This is a genomic window from Acidobacteriota bacterium (assembly GCA_016716905.1).
Classification (GTDB): domain Bacteria; phylum Acidobacteriota; class Vicinamibacteria; order Vicinamibacterales; family SCN-69-37; genus SYFT01.
Window position 1 is genome coordinate 66,105 of the sequence record JADJUS010000003.1, and the last position, 21,048, is coordinate 87,152.

Below are 21,048 nucleotides of genomic sequence, written 5' to 3' on the forward strand. Positions count from 1 at the left end.
ACACCCGTCATGCCTATCCGTCACCGACTGACCGTCGTGGGCTTGGGGCTCGGCCTGTGGATGGCTGTGCCCGCGGCCCAGGCGCCAGTGCCGGCGCCGGTGACGGCCACGCAGGTGGCGAAGGCGCTGCCCGAGAAACTGTCAGACGCGGAGTACTGGGCACTCAGCGAGAGCCTGTCGGAACCCGGCGGCACATTCCGATCAGACAATCTGGTCTCAAACGAGATCTACATGCAGTCGATCATTCCCGAGCTGCAGACCGTGACCCGGCCCGGCCGCGTCTATCTGGGTGTGGGCCCCGAGCAGAACTTCACGTACATCACGGCGCTGAAACCGCGCATGGTGTTTATCATCGACATCAGGCGCGGCAACCTGCACACACAGTTGATGTACAAGGCGCTCTTCGAGCTCTCGAAGGACCGCGCCGACTTTGTGTCGAAGTTGTTCTCCAAGAAGCGGCCTGAGGGCTTGACCGCCAGGGCCACCGCGCAGGAGTTGTTCGCCGCGTTTGCCGGCGTTGATTCCAGCGAGGCGCTGTATAAGGAGAACCTCGCGGCTATCGAGTCGCACTTGACGCGTGCGCATGAGTTTCCGCTCTCGAAGGACGACCTTGAGGGCATCGCGTATGTGTATAACAACTTCTATTGGTTCGGGCCGAGCCTGACCTATTCGTCCAGCAGCGGGGGCACCGGCGGCCGAGGCAACTTCGTCAATTACCAGGCGCTGATGGTGGCCGACGATGGCGCGGGTGTCTCGCGCAGTTTCCTGGCCAATGATGAGAACTTCATGTTCATGAAGGACCTCGAGACCAGGAACCTGCTCGTGCCGGTGGTGGGAAATTTTGGCGGGCCAAAAGCCATCCGTAGTGTCGGCAAGTATGTTCGTGACCGGGGCGGTCTGGTGTCGGCCTTCTACCTGTCGAACGTCGAGCAGTACCTGACGCAGCAAGGGCTGTGGTACACCTTCTGCGGAAACTTCGCCACGCTCCCGCTCGACGAGTCCAGCACGTTCATCTATTCCCAGAGCGGGGGCAGTGGAGGTGGCGGCGGCGGCAACCTGCTCTCCTGGTATCGCCCGATTCTCGCCGACGTCAAGGCCAACAAGTGCGACGCTGGTGGACCGTCCTCGCTCAGCCGCTAGCGCTCGTTGCGGTTGGCCTGCTGCTGCTCGGGGCAGCAGCGCGTGCGGGTGCGCCCGACCACACCGTTCCCGATCGACTCTCCGACCGCGAATTCTGGGGCCTCGTGTCCGGCATGTCCGAGACCGGCGGCTACTTCCAGTCTGACAACCTCGTCAGCAACGAGCTGACATTCCAGTGGGTCATTCCAGAACTCCAGCGCCGATGGGTGACGGGCCGTGCCTACCTTGGCGTAGGCCCCGATCAGAACTTCACCTACATCGCCTCGCTCCAACCCAGCATCGCGTTCATCGTGGACATCCGCCGTGACAATTTGCGCCTGCAGTTCATGTACAAGGCGCTCCTCGAATTGTCGCCCACGAGAGCGGAGTTTCTGTCGCGCCTGTTTTCCCGCGAACGACCGGCTGGATTGGCCGACGACGCGCCCATCGGGCAACTCATGGCGGCGTACACAAGCGTGCCGCAGTCGCCAGAACGATTTCAGGAAACGCTGAAGCTCATCCGGCACCATCTGGCCGTGCAGCACGGCTTTGCGTTGACGCCGGAGGACTTCGCCGGCATCGAGTACGTCCTGTCGGCGTTTCAATATGGTGGACCGTTACTGGCGTACGCGAACACCGGACGTATGACCCGCTACCCGACATATCAGGACCTCATGGAGGCCACCGACCAGGCGGGTGAATTCCACGGGTATCTGTCCAGTGAGATGCAGTACGGCCGGCTGCGTTCGCTTCAGCTCAGGAACCTGGTGGTGCCGGTGGTGGGTGACTTCGCGGGCACCAAGGCGCTGCGCCAGGTGGCCGACTACCTGAAGGCGCGTGCCGCGGTGGTCGGCGCCATCTACACTTCGAATGTGGAGCAGTATCTGTTTCAGTACGGCACGTGGCAAAGCTACTACGCCAACATCGCGACGATGCCGATTGACGAGAACAGTATGTTCGTGCGGTCGTGTTTTAACTCGTGCGCCACCACAGCGCGCTCACGATCGGCGCAATTGCTCGACCCCGTCGCGTTGCTCCTGCGCGACGTCGCCGCCGGGCGAATCCAGGCGTACTACGACGTTCTCTCGCGCAGGTGATGTCGGTGTTGCCCCTGCGTCGCGGCGTGTCAGCGGGCGTCCTGGCGCTGGCGCTTGGCCTGGTGTCTCTGGCCAGCGCGCCGGGACTGCGGGTGGACACGGGGCCGCTGCCCGAACGGCTGGGGAATGCCGAGTTCTGGGCCCTTGTGGAAGCGTTCTCGGAGCCGGGCGGTTACTTCCAGTCCGACAACCTCGTCTCGAACGAGCACACCTTCCAGTACGTCGTGCCGACGCTCGAGAAGGTGGCGCGTCCCGGCCGCGTCTATCTGGGCGTGGCGCCCGACCAGAACTTCACGTATCTGTTGGCGCTGAAGCCGCAGATCGCGTTCATCGTGGACATCCGGCGCGGCAACCTGCAGACGCAGTTGATGTACAAGGCGCTTGTCGAGTTGTCGCTCGACCGCGCCGACTTCGTCGGCCGCCTGTTTGCCCGGCCGCGTCCTGAGGGCCTCACGACGTTTTCGACGGTGGACGACATCTTCATGTCGTATGCCCGGACGGTGTCGCAGGGCGATCTCCGGACGACAGTATTGGCCGAGATGCTTGATCACCTGACGGTGACGCGCGGGTTCCGACTTGCGCCCGAGGACATCACCGGCATCGAGGACATCTACGACCAGTTCGTGAGGTTCGGGCCGTCGATCACATACTCGTCCAGTTCCTCAAACCTCTCGGGCCGGTCGGGCTTTGGGCGGTCCGGCCGTGGCCGCAGCAACTTTCCGACCTACGCAGACTTGATGCGGCAGCACGATGGCACGGGTGTCCAAAGGGGCTATCTCGCCACCGAAGAGCAGTTCCGGGCCCTGAAGCAGATGCAGGAGCGCAATCTCATCGTGCCTGTAGTTGGAGACTTCGCCGGGGAGAAGGCGTTGCGCGCGGTCGGGCGCTACGTCCGCGACCATGGAGCGACCATCGGCGCGTTTTACACATCGAACGTCGAACAGTATCTGTTCCGCAACGGTGTATGGCGCGGGTTCTACGCCAACCTGGCGGGTCTGCCCGTGGATGATGCGAGTGTCATCATCAGATCGGTCTCGCCGCGCGACGGATACCTCGGCGTGCCGCAGGGCCCCGACGGCCGCGCCAACGTCCTCGATCCGGTGGCCGCGCTCGTGCGCGACTTCCGCGCGGGCCGCATCACGTCGTACTTCGACGTCACCTCGCGCGTCCAATAGAACGCGTCCCTTCTTGTTGCGTGTGTTGTTGGGTTTCTTACCATGAAGATCCATGAAGATCCATGAAGGGCGCGGGGTTGGGTGCCCGGCTCCGCCGGGCAGCACGATCGGAGGGAAGTCCCACACGAACGCAGCTGTTTTGGTTGTCGGCTGCGTTCGTGTGGGACTTCCCTCCGATCGTGCATGCCGCCAAAGGCGGCCCCCAACCCCGCGCCTTCTGACAGCGCAAACGCCTGAGCTTCATGGAACTTCATGGCCCTTCATGGTGAAGGGCTCTTGGCCACGCTTTACGGCATCGGGTGTGCGCGCTGAATCAGGTGCAGGATGTTGCCGTCGGGATCTTCGAAGAAGACAATTCGGTTGCCGGGCGCCGGCGACGGCTCACTGAGGAACGTCACGTTCAGGTGATGCAGGCGCTCGCAGGCGGCGTCGAAGTCGTCCACGCCGATGGCCAGATGGCGAATGCCGGGGTCGGTGCGCTGGTTTGGTCCGCGCGGCCCGGTCGACGGAATGATTTCCATCAGCGCACCGCTCCGGTCGCGCAGGAACACGTTGCCATCAGAGATGTGGACGACCCTGAACTCCAAGGTGTCGCAGTACCAGGTGGCCAGGCCCTCTGGATCGGGCGCTGCGATCGCGGTGTGTTCGACCCCGTTGAACATCCGGTGGATTCTAGCCTACGATACACCCGCTCGACAGGCTGCTGAATTCGAGCACCAGAAAGATTGCACTGTGTCGAGTTCTCCAAGTCCAACGGCGTTGTCCGGTGAGGAAATTCTCGCCCGCATCCATGGGCTGCGGCACGTCAGCAATTCCGACCCCGGCAGCGACGCCGAGACACGTCGCAAACTGAACGAACACGGCATCGACGACAACGAGATCGCCAGGCAGTTGGCCACTCTGCGGTCCAACACGGCCGGTGGCGCCGGAGTGTTGATCAATTATTCACTGCTGCACAGCCTGCAACATCTGGACGTCGTTCTGACGCGATCGCCCCGACTGCCACATGCGGCCGAAGCCGCGGTGACGATCTTCCGATGCGCCGAAATCGTGCTCGGTTGCATGGCCGATCTCGCCGAGCGCATGGCCGCGAATCTTGAACGAGAGAATGTGGAGCGGTTCGTGGCCAATGCGCGCTGGCGCGCGGCGCTGCACGAGCTGCTGTACCGCCTGTCGGCGCTTGTCGTGGAGGTTGCTCCGGGCCCTGGCTCAGACAGCGACGGGTGGCTCGATATTCGTTTGTCTGGCACGTGGAAGCGGTATGAGGCGCAGACGGCCCGCCTGCAGCAGGGCCTGAAGACTCGATGGCCCGAACCGGCATCCGACATCTTTGGTGCGGGCCTGGACCGGCCGAGCCGCTTCGTGTTCTTCAACGAATTCGTCAACACCTCCGACGAGCGCATCTGGTTGTCGCGCCTGAGCCGCGTACGCCTTGCCGGAGTGTCAGCGCACGAAGGAGAAGACGCCGCGGGTTTCTACGAACGCATTATTGGCGCCGAAGACATTGCCGCCATGCTGGCCGCACTTGAGACCCACGAGGAAACCGACCTTCTGCCGTTCCGCGTGGTGCACCAGGTCTCGGAAGTCATCGCCAACACCGTGCACCAGCATCTGAGCGACGTCGTCGAGTCGGTGCTCGATGCCGGCATACCGTTGGCGGATGCCGCACGCGTGTTTGAGGTCGCGAATCGGCTGCTGGCTGGTGTTGATGACAGCATCAAGATGATGTTGCGCGCGCTGACGCCGGCCGCGTACAGCGCTGTGCGCCCCAATCTCGGCATGGTCCAGGGCACGTCGTCGGTGGTGTTGCGCAAGGTCCTGTTCAACACCGTCTACCCGATGTTGGTGCGCGCGTACCGGCTGCGGCTTTGCGCCGGGGCAGCCGAATCGGCCGGCGATGATGCGGTGGTGGAGGCCGAGGCGCGCGAGCGACTACTTGGCAGCGGTGAGGTTCAACGGCAGGAAGCGGCCATCCTTCGCAGCCTGGTCGTGCTCTACCAGCATGTGCGGACGTGGCGCGACAACCACCTGCAACTGCCCAAGACCCATCTGGGTATCAGTCCGCCTCAGGCGCCGCCCACGGTGTCGTTGTCGGGATCGGATGGCGCGGTGGGCATCGCGCACCAGTTGCGACGGGTTCATGGTGCCGACCCGATTACGCCGCTGTACCGAGCCGCCCTGGGCACCGAGCCGCCGCCGGTTCATCCGATGATGGCCGAAGGTGGTTTCGACCAGTACATGGCCACCCAGACGGCCACCGCGGTCTTCGACGTCTACGGCGTCGTGCAGAAGCGCTTCGACGAACGCAAACGCCGGCTCGCCGGAAAACCCGCCGGCCGGGGCTAGTCAGATGGCAGCGCCGTCTCCCGCCAGGGACCTCCTGGGCTACGTCGGCATCTTCGCGCGCTTTCCGCGCGTCCTGCGCCGCTTCATCCGAAACCCGCTGACGCTCCCCGAGGCCCGCCGCCTGGTCCGTGAACAGCTGGCCCAACGCGACCAAAGTTTCCTCCGGCTCATGGAGACGTGTGTCTTCGGACATCCGCAGAGCCCGTATCGGCCGCTGCTGGAGATGGCCGGGTGCGAACTGGGAGACGTGCGGGCGATGGTGGCTGGCAAAGGCGTGGATGACACACTCCGCGCCTTGCGCGCCGCGGGCGTATACGTCACGTTCGAAGAGTTCAAGGGGCGTAAGCCCATCGAGCGCGGAGGCAGAAGCTACGTCGTCGCGGCGTCGGATTTTGACAATCCGAACGCCCGCCGCGATCTGACGCTCACCACCGGCGGCTCCACGGGCCAGGCGAATCTTGTGTATCAGGATCTGGATCACGTCGGCGAACTGGCGGTCAGCGAAATGGTGGGGTTGGCCGAACACGGTGCGCTCGACGCCCCGACCGTCCACTGGTCTCACATCCTGCCCGGCAGTGGCGTCAGGTACCTGCTGGAGCGAGTGCGGCACGGGCAGTTGGAACACCGCTGGTTCAGTCCCGGCGGCTGGCGCGATACGAAGGCCTGGCGGAAGTACGCTGCGGCCACGAAATACATGGTCTGGTGCCTGAGGCGCGCGGGCGTGCGTATTGACGGTCCGGTGATTGTCCGCCCCGACGACGCCCTCGTGGTCGCTCAGGCCGTGCGGGATGCGATCGATCGTCACGGCCGCTGCCTGGTGCGCACTCCGGTCAGCCTGGCCGTCCGGATGTCGCTGGCGGCCCGCGCCGCCGGTTTCAGCCTCGAAGGTGCTGTGGTGCGAGTCATGTCGGAGCCGCTGACGCCTGCCAAGCGGCAGCGCATCGAAGAGTCGGGCGCGCGCGTGATGGCCGGCTACGGCAGCATCGAGACGGGCGTCATGGCGCACGGCTGCCTCAATCCCAAACATGCCGACGACGTCCATCTGCTGCAGGACGCGTTTGCCCTGATCGACCATCCGCATACGGTGCCGGGCACCGACACGGTCGTGCGTGCCTTCAACCTGACCGGACTCCGTGCGTCGGCGCCGAAGGTGATGCTCAACTACCAGATCGACGATCACGGCGTGGTGGAGCGCCGCCGTTGCGGCTGCGGCTTCGATGCACTCGGCTACGACGTGCATGTGCACTCGATCCGCAGCTACACGAAGCTGGTGGGGGAGGGCGTGACCCTGGTCGGCAACGACCTCCTGCGCATTCTCGAAGAGGTTCTGCCTGAGCGGTTTGGGGGGACCACGCTCGATTACCAGTTGCAGGAGCAAGAGGACGAGCACGGGCTCACGCGTCTTGTGCTGGCCATCAGTCCGCGCGTGCATTTGGCCGATGAGGCCGAGGTCGTGGAGTTTCTGCTCCAGCAACTCAGCGCGACGTCGCCCATGGCGGATGCGGCCGGCTCCGTGTGGCGGCGCGCCGGCACCCTGCGCGTCGTCCGGCGCGAGCCCGTCCTGACCGCGCGCACCAAGTTCCAGTCGTTTCACACGGTGCGCAAGCCGCAGTGACGCCTCAGTAGCGCCAGGCCGTGACATCGGCGCCCTTCGGCGCGTGTTTCACGATGTGATTCACCATACGTTGATGCAGGTCGGCTCCGCGCGGTCCCCAGCAGTGAGGCGCCATCGGCTGGAAGACCACCTCGCCGGTGAAGGGCGGGTCCTTGGCACGCTCGCGGAAGAAGTCATCGAGTTGCCGCACACCCATGTTCAGGTAGTACGAGTCCATGTCGCCGATGTAGACGTGTGTCTTGTGCGCCACCTTCGGCCCGAGCGTCGTCCAATTCGTCTCGAGAATGTGTCGCAGGTCGTACTTCTTCCACGACGCTGCCACGGTCTTGTTGATGACGCCGGTCTTTTTGTCCCACAGGCGTTGCGGGTAGCCGTCGGTGCCGACTGGCGAATATGTCGCTTCCCAGATATCCCACTGGCCTCCCGACCGCGATTTGTCGCCGACGATGAGTTCGTACCAGTTCTCGTCTTTCATCATGGAGACGATGTTGCCGTCTGGGCGGCGCTGGTTGGGTCGCTCGATGCGGGTCCAGTCGCGATCGAGCCAGTAGGCGTTGGCGTCCTCGTAGATGTTGACGATCTGGTGATAGCGGAAGTCCACGCCATCCGGGCACAGCGAGAATGTGCCGCCGTAGAAATCGGGATACAGCACCTGGAGGGCCAGGGCGATCCAGCCACCGGTGGAGCCGCCCGTGAGGACGCGGGCCCAGGGTTCGCGAATCACGCGAAAGCGGGTTTCGATGGCCGGCACCAGTTCGTTGAGAATCGCCGTGCCGAACGGGCCGTTGTTCTCAGAGTCAACGGCATACGAGTCGTCGTAGTACGGCGACGGGTGCTGCAGCGTGACGTAGATCACGCGCGGCGTGCCGTCGGCCAGCCAATACTTGCGGAAGGCCTCGTCGCGATCGAAACCCGCGGGCGCGGCCGTGGAAAAGTGCCCATGCTGAAAGACGATGGGGTACTTCACGTCGGGGTGCTTGTCGTAGTCGCGGGGCAGCAATACTGTGGCGCCCAGAAAAATCGGGTGCCCCCACCACTTGGTGAGGATGTCGCTCTGAATCTTGAAACGCTTGACGTATTCGGTGTCGGCCGGGGGCGTGATGGGCGGGATGACCTTGTCGGCCACGAGTCGAATCGGGCTGCCGGCGGCGGGATTGACGGTGACTTTGACCGGGTCGCCGAAGAGGTTGCCCGGCGAGGTCCGCCAGTCCTGGCCTTCCCACTGGTCCATGTGGAGCCAGACCGTGTGACCGTCGGCCCTCGGGAACCGCGTGTAGACGTTGACGAAGGGTTGGACCCAGTATTCGCCTGCGGGCAACTGCCCCAGGGTGGCGACCGGGTGGCCCTGGACGGCCGGATTGAACCGAACCTCGGAGCCCGGGGCAAGATCGGTCACGGCGACCGAGAAGAGAGGGGCCCCTACCGGACCCGCCTGCCGCACCGGGGTTTGCCGTTCATTGACCCGGCTGATGGCCACATAGACCATGCCGGTGACGGCCTCGGGCCTGGCGCCGGCGGCAAAAGACACCGTAAACATTGGCTGGACCGCCTGGTCGGCGGCCAGGTTGAGGGCGGGGGCCAGGGTGAGGGCGAGCAGCGCCGCCAGGGCAAAACGTCTGAGCATGGGCGGATCTTGGCAGGAAAGGGGACGGGTGTCGATCTGTGGAAACTCCCGAGCGAAAACGACCTCTGAGGAGAAAAACGACCTCTGAGGTAGTTTTTTTCAAAGTAAGCAACAAAAACTACCTCAGAGGTCGTTTTTTTCCTCCAGAGGTCGTTTTCCTGGGGGAGTTTTCCACAGACCGACACCCGTCCCCCTTTTTTTCGTAGGTACGTTGCTGTTGAAAGGTTGTTCTGCTAGACTCGACAGGTTCTTCGGGCTGTAGGACACCCTATCTATAGCCCGCATCAAGCCGAACGAACGAATCAGGCTTGGCTGTAACTGAGCGATTTGCCCGCCGCGTCATGCGCGGTCACTGCAATCGCCACGCTGACACCAGCAATAGGGGGAATGTCTCAAGTACCGAACCGCGAGGTGACTCGTCGTTCCCAGGCTTGAGGCGACATGCATCGCCGGATGCTGGCGACGCCATTGGCGTTGCCGTCTGGCGACTCGCGTGACCGACGTATTTGTGAGTGGGACGAGAAGGTTTCAGCTATGCCGACGATTAGCCAACTGGTTCGCAAGGGTCGAGACCGGGTGCTCTGGAAGACCAAGAGCCCCGCACTGCAGGGCAGCCCGCAAAAGCGCGGCGTGTGCGTGCGTGTGTTCACCCAGACTCCCAAGAAGCCGAATTCCGCGCTGCGCAAGGTCGCCCGCGTGCGCCTGACCAACGGCATTGAAGTGACCACCTACATCCCGGGCGTGGGCCACAACCTGCAGGAGCACTCGCTGGTGCTCATCCGTGGCGGCCGCGTCAAGGACCTGCCGGGTGTGCGGTATCACGTCGTGCGCGGCACGCTCGACACGGTGGGTGTCGCGGGCCGTATGCAGGGGCGTTCGAAGTACGGGGCCAAGCGCCCCAAGAAGGCATAAGGGGAAGCCATGCCGCGTAGAAGAGAGATTGCCAAACGTGAAGTGCCCGCGGACCCGATTTACGCGAGCCCGCTGGTCACCAAGTTCATCCGCACCATCATGGAAGATGGCAAGCGCAGCACGGCCGAACGCATCATGTATGGCGCGCTCGACATCGTGAAGGAAAAGACGGCCGACGATCCGCTCAAGGTCTTCAAGAAGGCCGTGGACAACGTCAAGCCGGCGCTGGAAGTGAAGTCGCGCCGCGTGGGCGGCTCCAACTACCAGGTGCCGATCGAGGTCAACCCCACCCGTCGTTTGTCCCTGTCGCTCCGCTGGCTGTCGGGCTTTGCCGCCGACCGCGGCGACGGCAAGACGATGCAGGAAAAGCTGGCCAACGAATTCATGGATGCGGCGAACCTGCGCGGTGGCGCGGTGAAGAAGCGCGAAGACGTGCACCGCATGGCCGAAGCCAACAAAGCGTTCGCGCACTACCGGTTCTAACGATCATGGCGAGACAAGTTCCCCTGTTGCGCTGCCGGAATATCGGCATCATGGCGCACATTGATGCCGGCAAGACCACGACGACCGAGCGCGTACTGTTTTATACGGGCATCACCTACAAGATCGGCGAAGTGCACGAAGGCACCGCCGTGATGGACTGGATGGAGCAGGAGCAGGAGCGCGGCATCACGATTACGTCGGCTGCCACCACCTGCACGTGGCGCGACATCCGCATCAACATCATTGATACCCCCGGCCACGTCGACTTCACGGCCGAAGTTGAGCGCTCACTGCGCGTGCTCGACGGCGCCGTGGCCGTGTTCGACTCGGTGGCCGGCGTCGAGCCACAGTCCGAAACGGTCTGGCGCCAGGCCGACAAGTACCGCGTGCCGCGCATCTGCTTTGTGAACAAGATGGACCGCATCGGCGCGGACTTCCTGCGCACGTATGAGCAGATCACCACGAAGCTGCAGGGCAATCCGGTGGCCATCCACCTGCCGATCGGCTCCGAAGACAAGTACCTGGGCGTGGTGGACCTCATCCAGATGAAGGCTCTCGTGTGGGAAGCCGACGCCGCGATGGGTTCGGAAGCCACGGTCAAAGAAATTCCGGAAGACATGATGGAACTCGCCAAGGAGTTCCGCGAGAAGCTGATCGAAAAAGTCAGCGAAGTGGACGACTCGATTCTCGAGAAGTACCTGCACGGCGAAGAGATTCCGGCCGAACAGATCAAGGCCGCCATTCGCAAGCGCACCATTTCGTCCGTGCACAAGGAAAAAGCGGCCTTCGTGCCGGTGATCTGCGGCTCGGCCTTCAAGAACAAAGGCGTGCAGCCGCTGCTCGACGCCGTTGTGGACTTCCTGCCCTCGCCGCTCGACATTCCGTTTGTCACCGGGATCGACCCGAACGGCGGCGAAGGCGCCACCACCGAGCGTCGTCCCGATGACGATGCGCCGATGTCGGGGTTGGCGTTCAAGATCATGACCGACCCGTTTGTCGGCCAGCTCACGTTCATCCGGCTCTACTCGGGGCAGTTGGTCTCGGGCCAGGCGGTCTACAACTCGACCAAGCAGAAGTCGGAGCGTATTGGACGCCTGCTCAAGATGCACGCGAACAAGCGTGAAGAAATCAAGGAAGTGCTCGCCGGCGACATCGCGGCGGCCGTGGGCCTGAAATCAGTCTCAACGGGCGACACGATTTGCGACGAGAAGCACCCCGTGATTCTTGAAGCGATGGACTTCCCGGAGCCGGTCATTTCGCTCGCCATCGAGCCGAAGACCAAGGCCGACCAGGAAAAGCTGGGCCTGGGCCTGTCGAAGCTGATGGCCGAAGACCCGACCTTCCGCGTGAAGACCGACCAGGACACCGGTCAGGTGGTCATCGCCGGCATGGGCGAACTGCACCTGGAAATCATCGTGGACCGCCTCAAGCGCGAGTTCAGCGTGGAAGCCACCGTCGGCAAGCCTCAGGTGGCCTACAAAGAGACCATCACGAAGGCCGCGCAGGGCGAAGGCCGCTACATCAAACAGACCGGTGGCCGCGGCCAGTACGGTCACGCGAAGATTCGCCTCATTCCCCGCAAGCCGGGTGAGGGGTACCTCTTCGAGAACAAGATTGTCGGCGGCACGATTCCGAAGGAATTCATCAAGCCGATCGACCAGGGCATCCAGGAAGCGCTCACCACGGGCGTGCTTGCCGGCTACCCGATCGACGACGTGCTGATTGAGCTCTATGACGGGTCGTACCACGACGTGGACTCAAACGAAATGGCGTTCAAGATCGCCGGGTCGATGGCGTTCAAGGACGCCGCCGCCAGGGCGCATCCGGCGCTGCTCGAGCCGGTGATGCGCGTGGAAGTGACGGTGCCCGAAGATCACATGGGCGATGTCATCGGCGACATTACGAGCCGGCGCGGCCACATCCAGTCGATGGACTCGCGCGGCGGGACGCAAATCATCAATTCGCGCGTGCCGTTGTCCGAGATGTTCGGATATTCGACCGACCTGCGGTCACGGACCCAGGGGCGCGGCGCCTACTCGATGCACTTTGATCGGTATGAGCAGGCGCCGGCGGCAATCAGCCAGGAAGTTATTGCGCGCGTGCAGGGAAAGTAGACCATGGCCACTACATTCAGCGACAAAATCCGCATCAGGTTGAAGGCGTACGACTACCGGGTGCTTGACCAGTCCACGACCGAAATCGTCGAGACGGCAAAGCGCACGGGCGCCCGCCTGGCCGGCCCCGTGCCGCTGCCCACTGAGAAGAACAAGTGGACGGTGCTGCGGTCGCCGCACGTGGACAAGAAGTCGCGCGAGCAGTTCGAGATTCGGACCCATCGGCGGCTGATTGACATCTTTGAACCGACACCGCAGACCGTGGACGCGCTGATGAAGCTCGACCTGCCGGCCGGCGTCGACGTCGAAATCAAGGCGTTCGGGAAGGAACACAAATAATGGTCACCGGAATTCTCGGTCGCAAGCTGGGCATGACCCAGATCTTCCTGCCGGACGGCACGGCGGTGCCGGCGACGGTCATCAAGGCCGGACCGTGTGTGGTGGTGCAGGCCAAGACAGCCGGCAAGGACGGTTACGAAGCCGTGCAGCTCGGTCTGGTGGATGCCACCCCCGCGCCCGCCAACAAGGCCACCGCGGGCCACTTCAAGAAGGCCGGCGTCCCTGCCACGCGCATTCGTCGCGAGGTTGCGGTGGCCAAGGGCGCTGAAGCGCCGAAGCCCGGCGATCAGGTGCTCGTGGACATGTTCAAGGCCGGCGAGCGCGTGGACGTGGTCGCGAACGGCCGCGGCAAGGGGTTCCAGGGCGTCATGAAACGGCACGGGTTTTCCGGCGGCGCCGCGACCCACGGTTCGATGTTCCACCGCGCCCCCGGCTCGATCGGCGCGTCCTCGTATCCGTCGAGGGTGGTCAAGGGCATGCGGATGGGTGGCCGCATGGGCGGCAAGCGCATCACGACGCTGAACCTCAAGGTGGTGAGCATTGACACCGAGCAGAACCTGCTGGTGTTGCGCGGCGCAGTGCCTGGCGCACCCGATGGCGTGGTGCTGGTGCGGCGCGCGGTCGCCAAGAAGAAGGATCCGCAGCCCCAGGTCGAGAAGGCCAAAAAGGGAAAGAAGTAGGCCATGACTCTAGATGTAGTCAATTCGCAGAATCAGAAGGTCGGCGCCGTCGACCTGAGCGATGCGGTATTCGGCGGCACCATCAAGAAGGATCTCGTCTGGGAATCCGTGGTGCGCGAGAACGCGTCGGAACGTCGCGGCACGCATGCGACGAAGAACCGCGCACTGGTCAGTGGCGGCGGCAAGAAGCCCTACAAGCAGAAGGGCACAGGGCGCGCGCAGGCTGGGTCGTCGCGGTCGCCGCTGTGGCGCAAGGGCGGCACGGTGTTTGGCCCCCAGCCCCGCAGCTATGCCTACCAGTTGCCGAAGAAGGTGGAGAAGGGTGCGCTTCGCGCCGCTCTGCAGTCGCGGCTCAAGGACGGCGTGGTGACGATCGTCGACGAAATCTCGGTCGGCGAGGTCAAGACGAAGGGCGCCGTGGAATTCCTCAAGCGGCTCGGCGCGACCGGCAAGACGCTGGTGGTGGACGTGCAGCTCAATGAAAACTTCGTGCTGTCGGCGCGCAACATCGCCGGCGTCCGGATGGTGCGGAGCGGGCGGTTGACCGCGCGTGACGTGATGAATACCGGGCGGATCGTGGCCACGCGCGCCGCGGTGGAACGCCTGCAGGAGGTGTTGGGATGAAAACGACACGCGTCATTCGTCGTCCGTTGATCACCGAGAAGACCACGGTTGCCAGGGAAACCGGCAACGTGATGGTGTTCGAAGTGGCCCGCGAGGCGACCAAGATTGATATTCGTAGGGCCGTCGAGACCCTGTTTGGCTCGAAGGTCGCCGCAGTGCGCACGCAGTTGCAGCACGGCAAGATCAAGCGCCAGGGACGTTTCTCGGGACAGCGACCGGACTGGAAGAAGGCATGGGTCCGGTTGAAGGCTGGCGAGAAAGTGCCTGAGTTCCTGGAAGGGGCCTAAAGGATCATGGGGATTCGTAACTACAAGCCCACCTCACCGGCGCGCCGGTTCTACAGCGTGCAGACGTTCGACGAGATCACCTCGACGACGCCGCACAAGCCGCTGCTCGAACCGCTGCACCGCTCAGGGGGCCGCAACAACAAGGGCGAGATCACGTCGTGGTGGCGCGGTGGCGGCCACAAGCGCAACTATCGCGTCATCGACTTCAAGCGCGACAAGTTCAATATCCCCGGCAAGATCACGACGGTCGAGTACGACCCGAACCGCAGCGCGCGTATTGCGCTCGTGACCTACGCCGATGGCGAAAAGCGCTACATCCTGCATCCGCTCGGGATGAAGGTGGGCGACCCGGTGATGTCGGGCGACGGCGTGGACATCCTGCCGGGCAACTGCCTCAAGCTGAAGCTGATTCCCCTGGGCACCATGGTGCACAACGTGGAACTCAAGCCCGGCAAGGGCGGCCAGATCGCGCGGTCGGCCGGCTCGGCCGTGCAGCTGGTGGCGAAGGACGGCGAGTACGCATCGGTGAAGATGCCCTCGAGCGAAATCCGTCACATCAACAGCGAGTGCCTGGCCACCATCGGGCAGGTGGGCAATCTCGACCACGAGAACATCTCGATCGGCAAGGCCGGTCGCAGCCGGTGGCTGGGCAAGCGGCCGCACGTGCGCGGCGTCGCCATGAACCCGGTGGACCACCCGCTCGGCGGCGGCGAAGGCAAGACCTCGGGTGGACGTCACCCGGTCACGCCGTGGGGTATTCCGACCAAGGGCTACAAGACGCGCCGTAACAAGCGCACGGATTCGTTCATCGTCGAACGGCGGAAGAAGTAGTTATGGGCAGATCACTCAAGAAGGGCCCGTTCATCGACCTGCACCTGCTCGAGAAGGTGGAAGCCATGAACCGGGCGAACGAGAAAAAGGTCATCAAGACCTGGTCGCGCCGGTCCACGGTGGTTCCCGAAATGATCGGGCATACCGTGGCGGTGCACAACGGACGGAAGTTCATCCCCGTGTACCTGACCGAGAACATGGTTGGCCACAAGTTGGGTGAGTTCGCGCCGAGCCGGGCCTTCAAGGGCCACACGACGCGAGCCGACAAGGCGGCAACCGCCGCGCCCGCCAAGGGAGGCGCCTAATGGTGCAGGCTCAGGCAACCGCGAAGTTCGTGCGGACCTCGGCGCAGAAAGCCGGGCTCGTGCTGGACCAGATTCGCGGATGTGACGCGAACAAGGCGCTGGCCACCCTGATGTTCTCGCGCAAGAAAGTGGCGAAGGACATCGAGAAGGTGCTGCGCTCGGCGATGGCGAACGCGCGGCAGGCCGAAGGGTTTGGCGGCGACGACGACCGGCTGTTTGTGTCGAGTTGCTACGCCGACCAGGGCCCGGGCATGAAGCGTGTGCGGCCTGCCCCGATGGGCCGGGCGTTCCGCGTGGTCAAGCGCACGACGCACCTGACGGTGGCGGTGGGCGAGCGGCCGGCGAAGGCGTTGGGCGTGGGCGGATCGGCAACGTCGAAGGCGCGTGCGGCGCGTGTTGCAGGGTCGGCTGGCGCGAAGAAGAAGACGGCCGGCGCGCAGGGCGCCGCTGCGGCGAAGGCGGAGTAACGCATATGGGTCAGAAAGTTCATCCCTACGGATTCCGGCTCGGGTTCAACAAGACCTGGCAGTCGCGCTGGTTCGCGGACCGCGACTACAGCAAGTTGCTCCACGAGGACTTGAAGCTGCGTGCCGAGCTCAAGACGCGGTTCGCGCACGCCGGTGTGGCGCGCATCGACATCGAACGTGCGGCCAACAAGCTGAAGATCGACATTCACACGTCGCGCCCCGGCATCATCATCGGCCGCAAGGGCACCGAAGTGGACAAGCTCCGCCAGGAGCTCACCAAGGTGACTGGCCGCGAAGTGTTCATCAACATCCTCGAGATCCAGAAGCCGGAACTCGATGCGCAGCTCATCGGTGAGTCGGTGGCGATGCAGCTCGAAAAGCGCGTGGCGTTCCGCCGTGCGATGCGCAAGGCCGTGGAATCGGCGCTGCGGTTTGGCGCCAAGGGCATCAAGGTGCGCGTGTCGGGCCGTCTCAACGGCGCCGAGATCGCGCGGTCGGAGTGGTATCTGCACGGGCAGCTGCCGCTGCAGACCTTGCGCGCGGATATCGATTACGGGTTTGCACAGGCGTTTACAACCTACGGCACGATTGGCGTGAAGGTGTGGTTGTACAAGGGCGAGCGGCTGACGCCGCGTGTCGGACGCGAAGAAGAGTACCGGCAGCCGCGTCGCGCGGCGCGGGCGTAACAGAACCCGTTCGGATTAAAGAAGAGAAAGGTTCGGAGACATCGTCATGTTGATGCCGAAGAAGGTCAAGTACAGGAAACAGCAGCGCGGCCGGATGCGCGGCAAAGCCTACCGTGGGTGCACGGTGGCGTTTGGCGACTTCGGGCTGATGGCGATGGAACCGTGCTGGATGACCGACCGACAGATTGAAGCGGCGCGAGTCGCGATGGCGCGCGGAATCAAGCGCGGCGGCAAGATCTGGATCCGGGTGTTCCCGGACAAGCCGATCACCAAGAAGCCGCAGGAAACGCGAATGGGCAAGGGTAAGGGCGCCCCCGAAGGTTGGGTGGTGGTCGTGAAACCAGGCCGCATTCTGTTTGAGATGGAAGGCGTGTCGGAAGTGGACGCGCGCGCCGCCATGCGTCTGGCGCAGGCGAAGCTGCCGATCAAGACCCGGTTTGCGACGCGCTTTGCCGAGGAGAAAGTGTCATGAAGGTAAGCGAGCAGCGCACCGAGCTTCGCGGCCTGTCGGCTGACGAGCTGCAGCAGCGCGCGAAGGATTTGGAAGACCTGACGTTCCGGATGCGAATCCAGAAGTCGATGGGCCAGACCGAGTCGGCCAACAAGATGCGGCCGCTCCGCAGGGAGATGGCGCGGATTCAGACGCTCCTGCGCGAGAAGGGTGTCAGGAGCTAACGATGGCGAACACAGAGATTACGGGCAGGGTTGTCAGCAACAAGATGACCAAGACGGTGGTGGTCACCACGCAGCGCCAGGTCCGCGATGAGCGGTACGGCAAGCAGATGAAGCGCACGACGCGGTTCATGGCGCATGACGAAAAAGAAGACGCCAAGATTGGCGATTTGGTGGCGATCGTGCCGACGCGTCCGTTGAGCCGGCTGAAGCGCTGGGTTGTGACGCGGATCGTGGAGCGGGCGCGGCGGTAGCCGTTTCGCGAGCAGGCAGCAGGCAATTCAGGAGATACGACCATGATTCAAATGCTTTCGGTCCTCGACGTCGCCGACAACTCAGGCGCGCGCAAGATCGCCGTCATCAATCCGATTGGCGGATCCACGGGGCGCTACGCGCGCATCGGGGACATCGTCACCGCGTCGGTGAAGGAAGCGACGCCGGATGCCACGGTCAAGAAGGGCCAGGTGGTGAAGGCCGTGATTGTGCGCACCCGCAAGGAACTGCGCCGGCGCGACGGCTCGTACATCCGGTTCGACCGGAATGCGGCGGTCATCGTGAACGACGAAGGTGAGCCGGTGGGGACCCGCGTGTTCGGGCCCGTGGCGCGCGAACTGCGCGAGCGCCGGTTCATGAAGATCATTTCATTGGCGCCGGAGGTGCTGTGATGGCAGCGGGACAGTCATCGCTGAAGAAGAACGACAACGTGCTGGTGATCGCCGGCCGTGATCGGGGCAAGCGTGGGCGCGTGCTGGTGGTGAACCGCGTGAAAAACGGGGTCATCGTCGAGGGCGTGAACATGATCAAGCGCCACACGAAGCCGAATCCCCAGAAGAACGTGAAGGGCGGCATCGTCGAGCGCGAGACGTCGATGTCGGCCGCCAAAGTGCAGCTCGTGTGCCCCCAGTGCGGGGCGGCCACGCGCATCGGGCATCAGTTGTTGGAAGACGGCCGCAAAGTGCGGACCTGTCGCAAGTGCAAGGGAGTGGTGGACAAATGAGCCGCCTGAAAGAACGTTACGTCAAGGACGTCGTGCCGGCGTTGAAGCAGGAGTTCGGTTACACGAACCTGATGGCCGTCCCCAAGGTCACGAAGGTCGTCGTGAACATGGGCCTGGGCGAAGGCACGCAGAACGGCAAGATCGTGGAGACCGGCGCCGAGGAACTGGGCAAGATCACCGGCCAGAAGGCGGCGATTACCCGCTCGAAGAAGTCCATCGCGCAGTTCAAGGTGCGCGAGAACATGCCCATCGGCGCGATGGTGACCCTGCGCGGCCAGCGGATGTACGAGTTCCTGGACCGTCTGATTGCGGTGGCGCTGCCGCGCGTGCGCGACTTCCGAGGCATTTCGCCGAAGGGGTTTGACGGCCGCGGCAACTACACACTGGGCCTGCGCGATCAGCTGATCTTCCCGGAAATCGACTACATGAAGGTCGACAAGAACCGCGGCATGAACATTTCGGTCGTCACGACGGCCAAGACCAACGAAGAAGCGCGACGGTTGCTCCAATTGCTGGGCATGCCGTTCCGCCAGAACTAGTTCCGGACGGAAAAAGGACGATATCGATGGCCACGACTGCAAAACGCGTCAAGGATGCCCAGGGGCTCAAGTTCGAAGTGCGGCGGCGTAATCGCTGCCGGCGATGCGGCCGTCCGCGCGCCTACATGCGCAAGTTTGCCTTGTGCCGCCTCTGCTTCCGCGAACACGCGCTGCGGGGCGAAGTGGCCGGCGTCATCAAGAGCAGCTGGTAGGGCTGCCTGGGTTTTTGGACAGACTGAAGGACGACTGACATGACCGATCCGATCGCAGACATGCTGACCAGGCTCCGGAATGCCGTCAACGCGCGCCACGCGCGTGTTGATGTGCCGACCTCGCGCCTGAAGGCCGAGATCGCGCGCATTCTCGAGCGCGAGGGCTACATCCAGGGATACAAGATGATTGAACCGGTCGCCGAGAGCGACGGTCCGGTCATCAGGATTTTTCTGAAGTACGGCCCGCGTGGCGAGCAGGTGATTGCGGGCATCAGCCGCGTCAGCCGGCCCGGCCGCCGGGTGTACTTCGGGCGCGACGACGTGCCGAGGGTCATGGGCGGCCTGGGCACCAGCATCCTCACGACGTCGCACGGCGTGATGACCGGCCGCGAAGCGGTGAAGGCCGGCGTCGGTGGCGAAGTGCTCTGCAATATTTGGTGAGAACGCATATGTCACGAATTGGCAAGAAACCTATTCCAGTCCCCAAGGGCGTCACGGTCAACGTGAGCGCCGGGGCCGTTGAGGTCAAGGGGCCGAAGGGCTCGTTGAAGCAGGCTCTGCCTCCGGGCATCAAGTTCGAGCTCAAGGGCGCCGAACTGGTGGCCACGCAGGAGCAGGAAGGCAAGGAGTGGGGCAAGTTTCACGGCCTCGCCCGCAGCCTGGTGGCCAACGCGGTGGCCGGTGTGACCGACGGCTTCAAGCGCGAACTCGACATCGTCGGCGTCGGCTACCGTGCGGAGTTGAAGGGGTCGCAGGTCATCTTCGCGCTGGGGTACTCGCATCCGGTGGTGTTTGATGTGCCCAAGGGCATTGACCTGGTGGTGGACAAGCAGACGCACATCACGGTGACGGGTGTGGACTGCCAGCTCGTCGGGCAGGTGGCGGCCAACATCCGCCGGCTGCGCAAGCCCGATCCGTATAAGCAGAAGGGCGTTCGCTACATGGGCGAAGTGCTGAAGAAGAAGGTCGGCAAGACGGGCGCGTAAGCGCACTGTCTGCTGAATAACGGAGCGAAGTGTTATGAAGATCAAGACAAAGAGCGACCGCCGCGAGCGAATCCGCGTACGCCAGCGCAAGCGCATTGCCGGCACTGCCGAGCGGCCGCGCCTGTCCGTGTTCCGGTCCGTGTCGCATATCTATGCGCAGGTGATCGACGACCAGTCGAGCGCGACGGTGGCGGCGGCGTCCACGGCCGAGCCGGGCCTCAAGGCCCAGTTCACGGGCGAGGTGCGCGGCGGCAACAAGGCCGGCGCCGAAGCCATCGGGAAAATTATCGCGGAGCGCCTGAAGGAAAAGGGCATCACGCGCGTGGTGTTTGATCGCGGCGGACGTCTGTATCACGGCCGCGTGCGTGCCGTGGCGGAAGCGGCGCGCGCAGCGGGACTCGAGTTTTAGGCCGGAGATCAGATTATGGAATTTCGCGACAAAATTGACGGGTCCCAGATCGAACTGAAGGACACCGTCGTGAACATCGGCCGCGTGACGAAGGTCGTCAAGGGCGGCAAGAACATGAGCTTCAGCGCCCTGGTCGTGGTGGGTGATGGCGCCGGTGTGGTGGGCTTCGGCATTGGCAAGGCGAAGGAAGTGCCGTCGGCCATCAAGAAGGCCATCGAGGCCGCCAAGAAGTCCCTGATTCGTGTGCCGATGACGGGCTCGTCCATTCCGCACCCGGTGCTCGGCAAGTTCGGCGCCGGCGCCGTGCTGCTCAAGCCCGCGCCGGATGGCACGGGCATCATTGCCGGTGGCGCCGTGCGCGCCGTGGTGGAATCGGCGGGTATCCATAACGTGTTGACCAAGTCGTTGGGCTCGGCCAACCACCACAACGTGGTGCGCGCGACGTTTGATGCGTTGTCGCGGCTGAAGGATCCGGCGCTATCGCCCGGCTCCGCGGCAAGGAACTTGAAGAACTGGTGGGAGCGTAAGT

At 63.7% G+C, this 21,048-nt stretch carries 28 protein-coding genes and 1 pseudogene; 27 read left to right on the forward strand and 2 right to left on the reverse strand.

Annotated elements, in window-relative coordinates; genetic code table 11:
• Positions 1-9: 9 nt before the first annotated feature.
• Genes IPL75_00545 through IPL75_00555 form a run of 3 tightly spaced genes read left to right on the forward strand, consistent with a single transcriptional unit; the run spans position 10 to position 3,391 of the window.
• On the forward strand, positions 10-1,140 hold the full coding sequence (locus IPL75_00545) for a hypothetical protein (GenBank protein ID MBK9238756.1): 1,131 nt from the start codon (positions 10-12) through the stop codon (positions 1,138-1,140).
• The gene (locus tag IPL75_00550) at positions 1,104-2,216 is read left to right on the forward strand and encodes a hypothetical protein (protein ID MBK9238757.1); all 1,113 of its coding nucleotides are present in this window, start codon (positions 1,104-1,106) and stop codon (positions 2,214-2,216) included. The genes IPL75_00545 and IPL75_00550 overlap by 37 nt, the downstream gene beginning before the upstream one ends.
• Before the next feature lie 5 nt (positions 2,217-2,221).
• Positions 2,222-3,391 (forward strand): hypothetical protein, encoded by a 1,170-nt coding sequence (locus IPL75_00555; protein ID MBK9238758.1) that lies wholly within the window; start codon positions 2,222-2,224, stop codon positions 3,389-3,391.
• Between the two features lie 287 nt (positions 3,392-3,678).
• Here IPL75_00555 and IPL75_00560 read toward each other — a convergent pair whose 3' ends face one another.
• Positions 3,679-4,053, reverse strand: coding sequence for a VOC family protein (locus tag IPL75_00560; GenBank protein ID MBK9238759.1), 375 nt, complete (start codon positions 4,051-4,053; stop codon positions 3,679-3,681).
• A gap of 70 nt (positions 4,054-4,123) precedes the next feature.
• On the opposite strand from IPL75_00560, the gene IPL75_00565 reads away from it, so the two are divergent.
• Both IPL75_00565 and IPL75_00570 read left to right on the forward strand, forming a co-directional pair.
• Positions 4,124-5,737 carry a hypothetical protein gene (locus IPL75_00565; GenBank protein MBK9238760.1) on the forward strand — a complete coding sequence of 538 codons (1,614 nt, stop codon included), beginning with the start codon at positions 4,124-4,126 and terminating at the stop codon, positions 5,735-5,737.
• Between the two features lie 4 nt (positions 5,738-5,741).
• Entirely contained in the window at positions 5,742-7,352 is a 1,611-nt protein-coding gene (locus IPL75_00570) for a hypothetical protein (GenBank protein MBK9238761.1), read from the forward strand.
• A 4-nt stretch (positions 7,353-7,356) separates the two neighbouring features.
• Here the strand turns inward: IPL75_00570 and IPL75_00575 are convergent, their stop codons facing one another.
• Positions 7,357-8,976, reverse strand: a complete 1,620-nt coding sequence (locus tag IPL75_00575) for a hypothetical protein (protein ID MBK9238762.1) — start codon at positions 8,974-8,976, stop codon at positions 7,357-7,359.
• A gap of 534 nt (positions 8,977-9,510) precedes the next feature.
• Here IPL75_00575 and IPL75_00580 point away from each other — a divergent pair.
• From IPL75_00580 to rpsE, 22 genes and pseudogenes are all read left to right on the forward strand, one after another.
• On the forward strand, positions 9,511-9,888 hold the full coding sequence (locus IPL75_00580; GenBank protein ID MBK9238763.1) for a 30S ribosomal protein S12: 378 nt from the start codon (positions 9,511-9,513) through the stop codon (positions 9,886-9,888).
• Positions 9,889-9,897: 9 nt separating this feature from the next.
• The gene (gene rpsG / locus IPL75_00585) at positions 9,898-10,371 is read left to right on the forward strand and encodes a 30S ribosomal protein S7 (protein ID MBK9238764.1); all 474 of its coding nucleotides are present in this window, start codon (positions 9,898-9,900) and stop codon (positions 10,369-10,371) included.
• A 5-nt stretch (positions 10,372-10,376) separates the two neighbouring features.
• Positions 10,377-12,485, forward strand: a complete 2,109-nt coding sequence (fusA, locus tag IPL75_00590) for an elongation factor G (protein MBK9238765.1) — start codon at positions 10,377-10,379, stop codon at positions 12,483-12,485.
• Positions 12,486-12,488: 3 nt separating this feature from the next.
• Positions 12,489-12,824 (forward strand): 30S ribosomal protein S10, encoded by a 336-nt coding sequence (gene rpsJ / locus IPL75_00595; protein MBK9238766.1) that lies wholly within the window; start codon positions 12,489-12,491, stop codon positions 12,822-12,824.
• Complete coding sequence (gene rplC / locus IPL75_00600) at positions 12,824-13,504, forward strand: 50S ribosomal protein L3 (GenBank protein ID MBK9238767.1); 681 nt, start codon at positions 12,824-12,826, stop codon at positions 13,502-13,504. Before rpsJ ends, rplC begins: the two co-directional genes overlap by 1 nt.
• Before the next feature lie 3 nt (positions 13,505-13,507).
• Entirely contained in the window at positions 13,508-14,128 is a 621-nt protein-coding gene (gene rplD / locus IPL75_00605) for a 50S ribosomal protein L4 (protein MBK9238768.1), read from the forward strand.
• Entirely contained in the window at positions 14,125-14,415 is a 291-nt protein-coding gene (locus tag IPL75_00610) for a 50S ribosomal protein L23 (protein MBK9238769.1), read from the forward strand. The genes rplD and IPL75_00610 overlap by 4 nt, the downstream gene beginning before the upstream one ends.
• Positions 14,416-14,421: 6 nt before the next feature.
• Entirely contained in the window at positions 14,422-15,246 is an 825-nt protein-coding gene (rplB, locus tag IPL75_00615; protein MBK9238770.1) for a 50S ribosomal protein L2, read from the forward strand.
• Positions 15,247-15,248: 2 nt separating this feature from the next.
• Positions 15,249-15,551, forward strand: a complete 303-nt coding sequence (rpsS, locus tag IPL75_00620) for a 30S ribosomal protein S19 (protein MBK9238771.1) — start codon at positions 15,249-15,251, stop codon at positions 15,549-15,551.
• Positions 15,551-16,018: a 50S ribosomal protein L22 gene (gene rplV, locus IPL75_00625; protein MBK9238772.1), complete on the forward strand. Its 468-nt coding sequence runs from the start codon at positions 15,551-15,553 to the stop codon at positions 16,016-16,018. Before rpsS ends, rplV begins: the two co-directional genes overlap by 1 nt.
• A gap of 5 nt (positions 16,019-16,023) precedes the next feature.
• On the forward strand, positions 16,024-16,704 hold the full coding sequence (rpsC, locus tag IPL75_00630; protein MBK9238773.1) for a 30S ribosomal protein S3: 681 nt from the start codon (positions 16,024-16,026) through the stop codon (positions 16,702-16,704).
• A gap of 46 nt (positions 16,705-16,750) precedes the next feature.
• On the forward strand, positions 16,751-17,176 hold the full coding sequence (rplP, locus tag IPL75_00635) for a 50S ribosomal protein L16 (GenBank protein MBK9238774.1): 426 nt from the start codon (positions 16,751-16,753) through the stop codon (positions 17,174-17,176).
• Complete coding sequence (gene rpmC, locus IPL75_00640; GenBank protein ID MBK9238775.1) at positions 17,173-17,379, forward strand: 50S ribosomal protein L29; 207 nt, start codon at positions 17,173-17,175, stop codon at positions 17,377-17,379. Before rplP ends, rpmC begins: the two co-directional genes overlap by 4 nt.
• A 2-nt stretch (positions 17,380-17,381) precedes the next feature.
• Complete coding sequence (rpsQ, locus tag IPL75_00645; protein ID MBK9238776.1) at positions 17,382-17,630, forward strand: 30S ribosomal protein S17; 249 nt, start codon at positions 17,382-17,384, stop codon at positions 17,628-17,630.
• A gap of 42 nt (positions 17,631-17,672) precedes the next feature.
• Positions 17,673-18,041 carry a 50S ribosomal protein L14 gene (rplN, locus tag IPL75_00650; GenBank protein ID MBK9238777.1) on the forward strand — a complete coding sequence of 123 codons (369 nt, stop codon included), beginning with the start codon at positions 17,673-17,675 and terminating at the stop codon, positions 18,039-18,041.
• Positions 18,041-18,373: a 50S ribosomal protein L24 gene (locus IPL75_00655; protein ID MBK9238778.1), complete on the forward strand. Its 333-nt coding sequence runs from the start codon at positions 18,041-18,043 to the stop codon at positions 18,371-18,373. The genes rplN and IPL75_00655 overlap by 1 nt, the downstream gene beginning before the upstream one ends.
• Positions 18,370-18,912 carry a 50S ribosomal protein L5 gene (gene rplE, locus IPL75_00660; protein MBK9238779.1) on the forward strand — a complete coding sequence of 181 codons (543 nt, stop codon included), beginning with the start codon at positions 18,370-18,372 and terminating at the stop codon, positions 18,910-18,912. Before IPL75_00655 ends, rplE begins: the two co-directional genes overlap by 4 nt.
• A 26-nt stretch (positions 18,913-18,938) precedes the next feature.
• Positions 18,939-19,124: a type Z 30S ribosomal protein S14 gene (locus tag IPL75_00665; protein ID MBK9238780.1), complete on the forward strand. Its 186-nt coding sequence runs from the start codon at positions 18,939-18,941 to the stop codon at positions 19,122-19,124.
• 39 nt (positions 19,125-19,163) lie between these two features.
• Positions 19,164-19,565, forward strand: coding sequence for a 30S ribosomal protein S8 (gene rpsH, locus IPL75_00670; protein MBK9238781.1), 402 nt, complete (start codon positions 19,164-19,166; stop codon positions 19,563-19,565).
• Between the two features lie 8 nt (positions 19,566-19,573).
• Entirely contained in the window at positions 19,574-20,110 is a 537-nt protein-coding gene (gene rplF, locus IPL75_00675) for a 50S ribosomal protein L6 (GenBank protein MBK9238782.1), read from the forward strand.
• Between the two features lie 40 nt (positions 20,111-20,150).
• Positions 20,151-20,519: a 50S ribosomal protein L18 gene (locus IPL75_00680; protein MBK9238783.1), complete on the forward strand. Its 369-nt coding sequence runs from the start codon at positions 20,151-20,153 to the stop codon at positions 20,517-20,519.
• Positions 20,520-20,534: 15 nt separating this feature from the next.
• Positions 20,535-21,046: pseudogene (rpsE, locus tag IPL75_00685) on the forward strand (30S ribosomal protein S5).
• The last annotated feature ends 2 nt before the right edge of the window (positions 21,047-21,048 follow it).

Bases quoted from the DNA above. Each gene is read 5' to 3' on its own strand.
- IPL75_00545 (MBK9238756.1), top strand. From the start codon at position 10: ATGCCTATCCGTCACCGACTGACCGTCGTGGGCTTGGGGCTCGGCCTG.
- IPL75_00560 (MBK9238759.1), bottom strand. From the start codon at position 4,053: ATGTTCAACGGGGTCGAACACACCGCGATCGCAGCGCCCGATCCAGAG.
- IPL75_00570 (MBK9238761.1), top strand. From the start codon at position 5,742: ATGGCAGCGCCGTCTCCCGCCAGGGACCTCCTGGGCTACGTCGGCATC.
- IPL75_00575 (MBK9238762.1), bottom strand. From the start codon at position 8,976: ATGCTCAGACGTTTTGCCCTGGCGGCGCTGCTCGCCCTCACCCTGGCC.
- IPL75_00580 (MBK9238763.1), top strand. From the start codon at position 9,511: ATGCCGACGATTAGCCAACTGGTTCGCAAGGGTCGAGACCGGGTGCTC.
- rpsG (MBK9238764.1), top strand. From the start codon at position 9,898: ATGCCGCGTAGAAGAGAGATTGCCAAACGTGAAGTGCCCGCGGACCCG.
- fusA (MBK9238765.1), top strand. From the start codon at position 10,377: ATGGCGAGACAAGTTCCCCTGTTGCGCTGCCGGAATATCGGCATCATG.
- rpsJ (MBK9238766.1), top strand. From the start codon at position 12,489: ATGGCCACTACATTCAGCGACAAAATCCGCATCAGGTTGAAGGCGTAC.
- rplC (MBK9238767.1), top strand. From the start codon at position 12,824: ATGGTCACCGGAATTCTCGGTCGCAAGCTGGGCATGACCCAGATCTTC.
- rplD (MBK9238768.1), top strand. From the start codon at position 13,508: ATGACTCTAGATGTAGTCAATTCGCAGAATCAGAAGGTCGGCGCCGTC.
- IPL75_00610 (MBK9238769.1), top strand. From the start codon at position 14,125: ATGAAAACGACACGCGTCATTCGTCGTCCGTTGATCACCGAGAAGACC.
- rplB (MBK9238770.1), top strand. From the start codon at position 14,422: ATGGGGATTCGTAACTACAAGCCCACCTCACCGGCGCGCCGGTTCTAC.
- rpsS (MBK9238771.1), top strand. From the start codon at position 15,249: ATGGGCAGATCACTCAAGAAGGGCCCGTTCATCGACCTGCACCTGCTC.
- rplV (MBK9238772.1), top strand. From the start codon at position 15,551: ATGGTGCAGGCTCAGGCAACCGCGAAGTTCGTGCGGACCTCGGCGCAG.
- rpsC (MBK9238773.1), top strand. From the start codon at position 16,024: ATGGGTCAGAAAGTTCATCCCTACGGATTCCGGCTCGGGTTCAACAAG.
- rplP (MBK9238774.1), top strand. From the start codon at position 16,751: ATGTTGATGCCGAAGAAGGTCAAGTACAGGAAACAGCAGCGCGGCCGG.
- rpmC (MBK9238775.1), top strand. From the start codon at position 17,173: ATGAAGGTAAGCGAGCAGCGCACCGAGCTTCGCGGCCTGTCGGCTGAC.
- rpsQ (MBK9238776.1), top strand. From the start codon at position 17,382: ATGGCGAACACAGAGATTACGGGCAGGGTTGTCAGCAACAAGATGACC.
- rplN (MBK9238777.1), top strand. From the start codon at position 17,673: ATGATTCAAATGCTTTCGGTCCTCGACGTCGCCGACAACTCAGGCGCG.
- IPL75_00655 (MBK9238778.1), top strand. From the start codon at position 18,041: ATGGCAGCGGGACAGTCATCGCTGAAGAAGAACGACAACGTGCTGGTG.
- rplE (MBK9238779.1), top strand. From the start codon at position 18,370: ATGAGCCGCCTGAAAGAACGTTACGTCAAGGACGTCGTGCCGGCGTTG.
- IPL75_00665 (MBK9238780.1), top strand. From the start codon at position 18,939: ATGGCCACGACTGCAAAACGCGTCAAGGATGCCCAGGGGCTCAAGTTC.
- rpsH (MBK9238781.1), top strand. From the start codon at position 19,164: ATGACCGATCCGATCGCAGACATGCTGACCAGGCTCCGGAATGCCGTC.
- rplF (MBK9238782.1), top strand. From the start codon at position 19,574: ATGTCACGAATTGGCAAGAAACCTATTCCAGTCCCCAAGGGCGTCACG.